Raw genomic sequence first — 7,799 nt, 5'->3', positions numbered from 1 at the left:
CATTATGCCGTCTTTCAAACCCACTTCCGGCACAATTATGCTTTTTGCCTGAGCCCATTCCATTACTGCAATATAAATCTCCGAGGCCGGTATAATTACATCAGCACGATCAGGGTTAAGCTGCAGCTCGTTTATCCTATCTTCAATAGACATTTTTCGAACAAAACCTTGTACATCTTTAAGTTGAATAAGTGTCATTCTTTCACCTTTTTGCTTTAAGGCTAATTCAAACAGTTTGTTGATGTTACCCCCAGTTCCAACTGCTGTAATGGAAGCATTGTATTTGCTACATTGATCAATTGTCCATTTCTTCATGTTATTCCACATTACAGGAGAATCAGTATGCTCGAGACGTCTTACAGAGCCCACTTTAAACGATTTGGAACTTATCTTCTCGCCACCTTTTATTATGGTAAGCTCAGTACTACCACCACCAACATCAATATGGAGGTAATTCTTCTTTTTATCGAGAAAGGTATTGATAGCATTGTTTATCAAAAGTGCTTCAGTGGCACCGTCTATTACTTTAATTTTTAGCTTTATTTCCTCTTCAACTTCTTTTACTATCTCATTCCCGTTCTTAGCTTCTCTCATTGCTGAGGTGGCACATGCCATATAATCGTCCACTTCATAAAGGTCTATAAGGATTTTGAAAGCCTTCATGAGCTTTTTGAATTTTACTTTCTTTTGAGTGCTTATTGTGCCGGTATTAAAAACGTCTTGACCAAGGCGCAATGGAAACCGTACATATTCTATTTTTTTGAAATTCAACTCACCCTTTGTTCTAATTGTAGTTGTAACCTGAAGTCTTATTGCGTTGGATCCTATGTCAATGGCAGCGAGTTTCAAATGGTCTTTGTTATGATGTAAATCGAATTCGTTTCAGTTGAATAAATATGATGATTATTAATGCAATGTGAAAGCGAACATTGTTTTTAATGATGAATCTTTACTATTTAATAATTGATAATGTAGAACTTTACCAAAAGGAAATAAGTTGATCTCATTGTTCTTGTAATTAACAACCTCAAGATTTTAGTATTATGGCTGATGTAAAAGAAGTTTTAAAGGAAAGAATTTTAGTGCTGGATGGTGCCATGGGGACCATGATACAGCGTCATACTTTAGAAGAAGAGGATTTTAGAGGAGATAAATTCAAGAACCATGAACATCCCTTAAAAGGAAATAACGATCTTTTATCTATTACCAGACCAGACATTATCAAAGACATCCATGCGAAATATTACACAGCTGGTGCCGATATAGCTGAGACCAATACCTTTTCAGGAACTACCATAGCACAGGCAGATTATCACCTTGAGGATTATGTGTATGAATTGAACTATCAGTCAGCCAAAATAGCGAAAGAAGTAGCTGATGAATTTACAGCAAAGGAGCCTCACAAGCCACGTTTTGTTGCAGGTTCGATAGGTCCAACTAACAGAACAGCCAGTCTTTCTCCTGATGTTAATAATCCCGGCTACCGAGCCATAACCTTTGAAGAGTTGGCCACTGCCTATAAGCAACAAGCTAAAGGTTTATTAGATGGAGGAGCGGATTTATTTTTGGTGGAGACTGTCTTCGATACGCTCAATGCCAAAGCGGCCTTGTTTGCCATCTCAGAATTGCTTGAGGAAGAAAACAAAGATATTCCTGTGATGGTTTCAGGAACCATCACTGATGCCAGTGGCAGAACATTGTCCGGACAAACTACCCATGCTTTTCTAATCTCATTGGAACACGCACCACTTTTAAGCATCGGCCTTAATTGTGCATTAGGGGCAAAAGAATTGCGTCCTTACCTGCAAATATTAGGGAAAGAGTCACCATTTTTGGTGAGTGCGCACCCAAATGCAGGTCTGCCTAACGAATTTGGAGAGTATGATGAGTCCCCAGAATTGATGGCTTCTCAAATAAAGGAATTCTTGGATGAAGGCCTGATCAATATTATTGGTGGCTGTTGCGGCACTACACCGGATCATATCAAGGCAATCGCTGATCTGGCTGCTCAGTATGAGCCAAGAAAGATTCTTGTAGAGGCTTAGATTTTGTCAAAACCTTGCTCATTATCGAGGTAGGATCCATTTTATTAGCACCTTAGAATTTTATTGATTAAACATTGAATTAACCTGAATCTATGAAACTTCGCAGGGTTTGGAGGTGTTAACCTATTTGAGATTTTAAATCAAAATTTAAATTCAAAAGAATCATACATGGATAAAATAGCATACATCACGGGAGGAAGTAAAGGAATAGGGTTTGGTATTGCAGAATCAATATTGCGTGAAGGCGGCAAAGTTGCCATTACGTCAAGAAGTCTGGCTGCTGCTGAAAAGGCGGCTAATGAGTTGATAGCCAAAACTAAAAATGAGAATGTACTTCCATTGGAGGCAGATGTAAGAAGCCTTTCTTCTCAGGAAGCTGCCATTAAGGCAATAATTCAAAAATTTGGAAGAATAGATGTGTCTGTTGCCAATGCTGGAATTGGGCATTTTGGATCCATTGAAGACCTTACTGAGGAGCAGTGGAAGGACACTATTGATACCAACCTGACCGGAGTATTTAATACAATCAAAGCTTCATTGAATGGCCTTAAAGAGACAAAAGGTTACTTTATTACCATAGGAAGTTTAGCTGGTACCAATTTCTTTGCCGGGGGATCTGCATATAACGCCAGTAAATTTGGTGTAACAGGCTTTACCCAAGCTGCTATGTTGGACATCAGAAAGTATGGGATTAGAGCCACTACTATAATGCCTGGTTCTGTAGCCACTCATTTCAATGATCATACTCCTTCAGATGCCGATGCCTGGAAAATTCAAATCGAGGATATTGGAGAAATAGTGACGGGCTTGTTGAAGCTGAATGCCCGTACTTTACCTAGTAAGATAGAGGTAAGACCAACCATGCCTCCTTCTGCCAGATAATCATACATATTAATTCTTGTTGCTAATATTGCATTTGAGAATTGGGAACGAATCTGGATATCCCAAATGCTCATCTAAATGGCTCAGCAGGTCTCGGTATATGATCACCTTGTTAAGGTGACGATTCACACCATAATTCATTGATTATTAGGGGTAAAATTTTGATCTTTCTTACAGATTCAATCTGGTTTAAGTAGTTTGTAATACCAAATCTTATTAATATGCCTAAAACTCATGTTGAAAAAAGGGTGATGATAAATGCCCCTACAGAAAAGGTCTTCTCGGTAGTCAGAGATTTTGAACAATGGAGGCCATGGTCACCATGGATGGTGATGGAGCCTGAAGTGGTTGTTGACATTTCCGAGGACAATAAGTTTTATGAATGGACAGGCAATCGTATTGGTTCTGGTAACATGAAAGTCACCAATCAAAAGGAAAATAACTGGGTTGAAATTGATCTGAATTTCATTACTCCATGGAAGTCTTATGCTGCAGTAAGATTTGAATTGAGTGATAAAGGAGGTAAGACAGAGGTTTCATGGATTATGGATTCAAGTCTCCCATTCTTCATGTTCTTTATGAAGAAAATGATGGAAGGATTTATAGGTATGGACTTCGACCGCGGTCTTAAAATGCTAAAAGAGTATGTAGAGGATGGCGAGATAAAGTCTAAGCTTGAATTTAAGGGGAGAGATGGTTTCAAGGGAACAAAGTTCATAGGAATTAAAACCAAAACAGATATGAGTAAGATTGGCGAGCATATGACTTTAGACTTTGATAAACTCAATCAATTTATTAAAGATAATGGCAGCTTGGCCAATGGAGTGGTATTTAGTCAATATCATAAATGGGATGTGGTGAAACAGCGCGTAGAATATACCTCGGGAGTAGGGGTGAAGGATGTTCCAGAGAACCTGCCTACTGGTTTTGTAGTGGGAGAAATTCCCGATACATCTGTTTATACGCTTAGGCATGTTGGTGCTTATGAGCACTTAGGCAATGCCTGGAGTACATTAAACTCCATGCAAAGAAATAAAGAGTTTAAATACAACAAGAAGATTCACCCTTTTGAAGTATATGTTAGTGATCCAAGACAAACAGCACCCAGAGACCTGATAACTGATGTAAATTTCGCAATAAGATAAAACAATAGGCTCATTGAATTTGGTGAGCCTATTGTTTTCTTTATTTAACATACATTTGGTGAATAAATATATTTAACATACATTTAGTAAATAAATAATTTTATGAAGGGAAATACAATAGGGGAGTTTGAAGAATTGGTGTTGTTAACCATTGCATCGTTAACAAATGATGCATACAGTGTGGCAATATGCGATCACCTTAGTGAATATGCCGATCGAAAAGTGAAGTTGGGTGTTGTTCATTCCTCCCTAAATCGGCTTGAAGAAAAAGGGCTGATCAAATCATCTTTAGGTGAACCGACTCAGGAACGAGGAGGTAGAAGAAAAAGGTTTTATGAGCTTACGCATGCCGGTATAGCAGCTGTAAGAAACGCCAAGGAAATCCGTGACAGAATTTGGAGCCTTATCCCATCATTTGTCTTAAAAGGCTAGCTATGGGAAAGAACCAATTTACCCCACCAAAATTAGCCACAAAATTTATTAGCTGGTATTGCAAGCCTGAGCTGCTTGAAGATCTTCTGGGAGATCTTGAAGAAATGTATTTGCGCAATGTCAAGGCGAAAGGTCATCGTCATGCTAACTGGATTTATATACTCGATGCTTTCAAATTTCTTAGATGGTATACACTTAAACTCAAAATAACTCGTATGGTCTCATTTAGCATTATTTACAATTATTTTATCACCTCATTAAGGGTGATGAAAAGCAATCTGACATTTACTTTTATCAATAGCATTGGTCTCGCTATTAGTCTTTCGGTAGGACTACTCGTCATAGCCTACATTATCAACTTACAGTCATTTGATAAATTCCACTCGCATTATGATGAAATTTACCGACTTCAAAATACCTACATAGATAAGCGTGACGGTGCTCAGGAGTTGTATGCATCTACTTCTATTAAACTTTTTAGTTTACTAGAAGATGAGGTTACAGGTGTTGACAAAAAGACTATTATTAGAAAAGGAAGGATTGGTGATTTTTCTACTGAAAAGAAAACCATACCCTTAAGAGGGCATTATGCTGACAAAGGTTTCTTTGATGTATTTACATTTCCATTGATTGCCGGAGATCCTAAAACGGCCTTAGATGGCATAAATAAGGTGGTACTCACCGAAGAAAGTGCCATCAAATTGTTTGGAGATACTCAGGCGCTAGGTAAGGAGGTAGTTTACAATAAAGAGAATGTATTGACAGTATCAGGAATTGTTAAAGATGTGCCTGACAATTCTCATTTTTACTTTGATCAATTGATATCTTTTGCAACCATTGATAATGCCATGAAAACCAATACAAATTGGAATAAATGGGATTATATGTGGTTAAATTTCATTTACATCATTCCAGAAGAAGGTGTATCTGAAAATGATATAAAGGTGCAGCTTGATGTTATTAGTAAAAGAGAAAGTGCAGACTCAGAAAGTTCAGATATCGCTGTTTCATTATTGCCACTTGCTAAGATTATTCCAGGAGAGAATTATTCTAATCAGCTGGGCAGGAATGTGGACATGATGACAATTTATATGCTTAGTGTGTTGGCATTAATTGTTATTGTGTCAGCCACTTTTAACTATTCTAATTTATCCATTGCAAGATCAATGAGTCGGTTGAAGGAAGTAGGGGTTCGTAAAACAATGGGGGCTTCCAGAAATCAGATATTCAATCAGTTTATAATGGAAAGTGTGCTGATAGCACTTATTTCATTATGCTTTGCTATAGGGCTTTTCTTCTTTTTGAGACCATATTTTATTGGATTGGTGTCAAATGGTTATGAGCTAACACTGGCCCTTGATGCTAGTATTACTTTTTTTATCGGTCTGGCATTTATTACTGGTTTATTAGGTGGCTTACTACCAGCCGTTTACTTCAGTAAGTACAGCCCTCAGGGTCTTCTTAAGACAGAAGGTGGAGTGCAAAAAGGAAGGATGAAGAAGTTTTTGATCGGTGTTCAATATGTTTTTGCCTTTTCTTTCGTCCTTATGGTCAGTATCCTTTATCATCAGTATGACTTCTCATTGAATTATAATCTTGGCTACTCAACCAAAAATATTCTTAATATTCCCTTAAGAGCCACCACATCATCAAATTTTGAAACTGAAATTAGACGTCTGGCGCAGGTTAAAAATACCAGTAAATCTTTAATGATCACCAGTATAGGAGATACATACGGTTCAAGCTTAAAATACCCACCTGGGCTCAAGAGTGATAGTATTAATGTGCATTTTAATGCAGTAGATGATGAATATATTAATGTTCATAAGCATACGCTGATTGCAGGAGCTAATTTTGAAGAATTGCCTGAAACTTCGGAAACTCAGTTGGCCATCATCAATGAAAATTTGTCTACAACTTTAGGAATTACCAACCCTCAAAAGGCCATTGGTGAAGAGGTAATTATAGATGGTGTAAGCACGACTGTGGTAGGTGTTGCAACGGACTTTCATTATAAGACATTATTCTCAAGTTCGGGACCATTTGCATTAATTTACCAACCGGGAGCACCCTATGAGTACCTCAATGTAGAGCTGAATGAAAATGTAGATAAGGTAGCTTTACTCTCGGAAATGGATGCTGTATGGAAGAAGTTTGATCAGGAGCATCAATTTGAGGCATATTTTTATGATGATCAGATCAAGGGTGCTTATAAAGAACTTGATGTTTATTTAAAGATTATTGGATACCTCTCCTTTATAGCCATCAGTATTTCCATAATGGGTTTGCTTGGTATGGTTATTTACACAACAGAATCAAAATCTAAAGAAATGGGGATAAGAAAGGTTTTGGGTGCGTCAACTGGTCAGCTTATCCAGTCAATAGGAAAGAGCTATGTATTGCTCATGATTTTGAGCTATCTGGTAGCAGGCACACTTACATATTATTTAGTAAGTGAATTGCTATTTAGTGAATTGGCCATTAGGGCAAAACTAACACCCACAGTATGGATGGGAGGAGCATTGGTCATTATCCTTATTTCAGTGATTTCAATAATCATTCAGGCTTACAGGGTTGCCGCTAAGAACCCCGCTGTGACTTTGAAATATGATTGAGTGGTTAAAGCATGAAAGTAAAGCAAATAGAAAAGCCCGCCTAGCGGGCTTTTCTATTTGCTTAGTAACAATCTTAATCTCTTAGTTTTGGGTTGAAGATATGGAGTAATATTTCTTCACGAAAATAAACGTCCCAAATGGAATAATTGAGGACAATAGCGCCCAGACAGTTTTAGAAGCTTTCCATTCAAATTTGTATTTCATGAATACAGTACCAATTATGAAAGCGATGAATAAAATTCCATGAAGCATTCCTACAATCTTGTTAGGCATTCCTATTTCTAAGCCATACTTGATCGGCATGGTAATGAATAGAATAAGCAGAAAGGATATACCTTCTGCGTGTGCCAGCAGTTTAAATCTTCTATGTAAAATACTCATTTACTAATGGTGCTTTTTCTTCCTACAAAGATCAGAAATGTGTGTGATGATTTCGAATTAGACAGCTATCTTTTCCTTTCCAATCAGGATTTTTCATCAAATTGATCTAGTGATATACTCATCAATCAGCTCCTCCATTATGTCTAATGGCACGGCACCTTTTTTAAGCACTACGTTATCAAATTCTTCTAGATTAAACTTATCTCCCAACCCAGAATTTCCAAGATCTTTTCTTTTTGGCGGGAGTAAGTGTCATAATAAAAAGGCTTTAATTTTTACAGCAGGGGACAGGTCAATTA

General features: G+C 37.5%; 8 protein-coding genes. 6 read left to right on the top strand and 2 right to left on the bottom strand.

Annotated elements, in window-relative coordinates; all coding sequences use genetic code 11:
* The coding region (locus tag E1140_RS03125; RefSeq protein ID WP_155178950.1) for a Ppx/GppA phosphatase family protein at positions 1-849 on the bottom strand (849 nt) is incomplete at its 3' end.
* Positions 850-1,043: 194 nt separating this feature from the next.
* Here E1140_RS03125 and E1140_RS03120 point away from each other — a divergent pair.
* The 5 genes from E1140_RS03120 to E1140_RS03100 all read left to right on the top strand — a co-directional run bounded on the left by E1140_RS03120 (position 1,044) and on the right by E1140_RS03100 (position 7,119).
* Positions 1,044-2,045: a homocysteine S-methyltransferase family protein gene (locus tag E1140_RS03120; RefSeq protein WP_155178948.1), complete on the top strand. Its 1,002-nt coding sequence runs from the start codon at positions 1,044-1,046 to the stop codon at positions 2,043-2,045.
* A gap of 168 nt (positions 2,046-2,213) precedes the next feature.
* Positions 2,214-2,927, top strand: coding sequence for an SDR family oxidoreductase (locus E1140_RS03115; RefSeq protein WP_155178946.1), 714 nt, complete (start codon positions 2,214-2,216; stop codon positions 2,925-2,927).
* A gap of 221 nt (positions 2,928-3,148) precedes the next feature.
* Positions 3,149-4,072 (top strand): SRPBCC family protein, encoded by a 924-nt coding sequence (locus E1140_RS03110; protein WP_155178944.1) that lies wholly within the window; start codon positions 3,149-3,151, stop codon positions 4,070-4,072.
* Between the two features lie 102 nt (positions 4,073-4,174).
* Positions 4,175-4,504 carry a PadR family transcriptional regulator gene (locus E1140_RS03105; protein WP_155178941.1) on the top strand — a complete coding sequence of 110 codons (330 nt, stop codon included), beginning with the start codon at positions 4,175-4,177 and terminating at the stop codon, positions 4,502-4,504.
* Between the two features lie 2 nt (positions 4,505-4,506).
* On the top strand, positions 4,507-7,119 hold the full coding sequence (locus E1140_RS03100; protein WP_155178939.1) for an ABC transporter permease: 2,613 nt from the start codon (positions 4,507-4,509) through the stop codon (positions 7,117-7,119).
* An 81-nt stretch (positions 7,120-7,200) separates the two neighbouring features.
* On the opposite strand, the gene E1140_RS03095 is transcribed toward E1140_RS03100, so the two are convergent.
* A complete protein-coding gene (locus E1140_RS03095) occupies positions 7,201-7,500 on the bottom strand; it encodes a DUF3817 domain-containing protein (protein WP_155178937.1) in 300 nt (99 codons plus the stop codon).
* Between the two features lie 109 nt (positions 7,501-7,609).
* On the opposite strand from E1140_RS03095, the gene E1140_RS21630 reads away from it, so the two are divergent.
* The coding region (locus E1140_RS21630) for a hypothetical protein (RefSeq protein ID WP_221412616.1) at positions 7,610-7,799 on the top strand (190 nt) is incomplete at its 3' end.

Origin of the sequence: Fulvivirga lutimaris, from assembly GCF_009711525.1 — a bacterium.
GTDB classification, from domain to species: Bacteria; Bacteroidota; Bacteroidia; order Cytophagales; family Cyclobacteriaceae; genus Fulvivirga; species Fulvivirga lutimaris.
The sequence above is the reverse complement of the archived record's forward strand: the minus strand, read 5'-3'. Positions and strand labels throughout refer to the sequence as shown.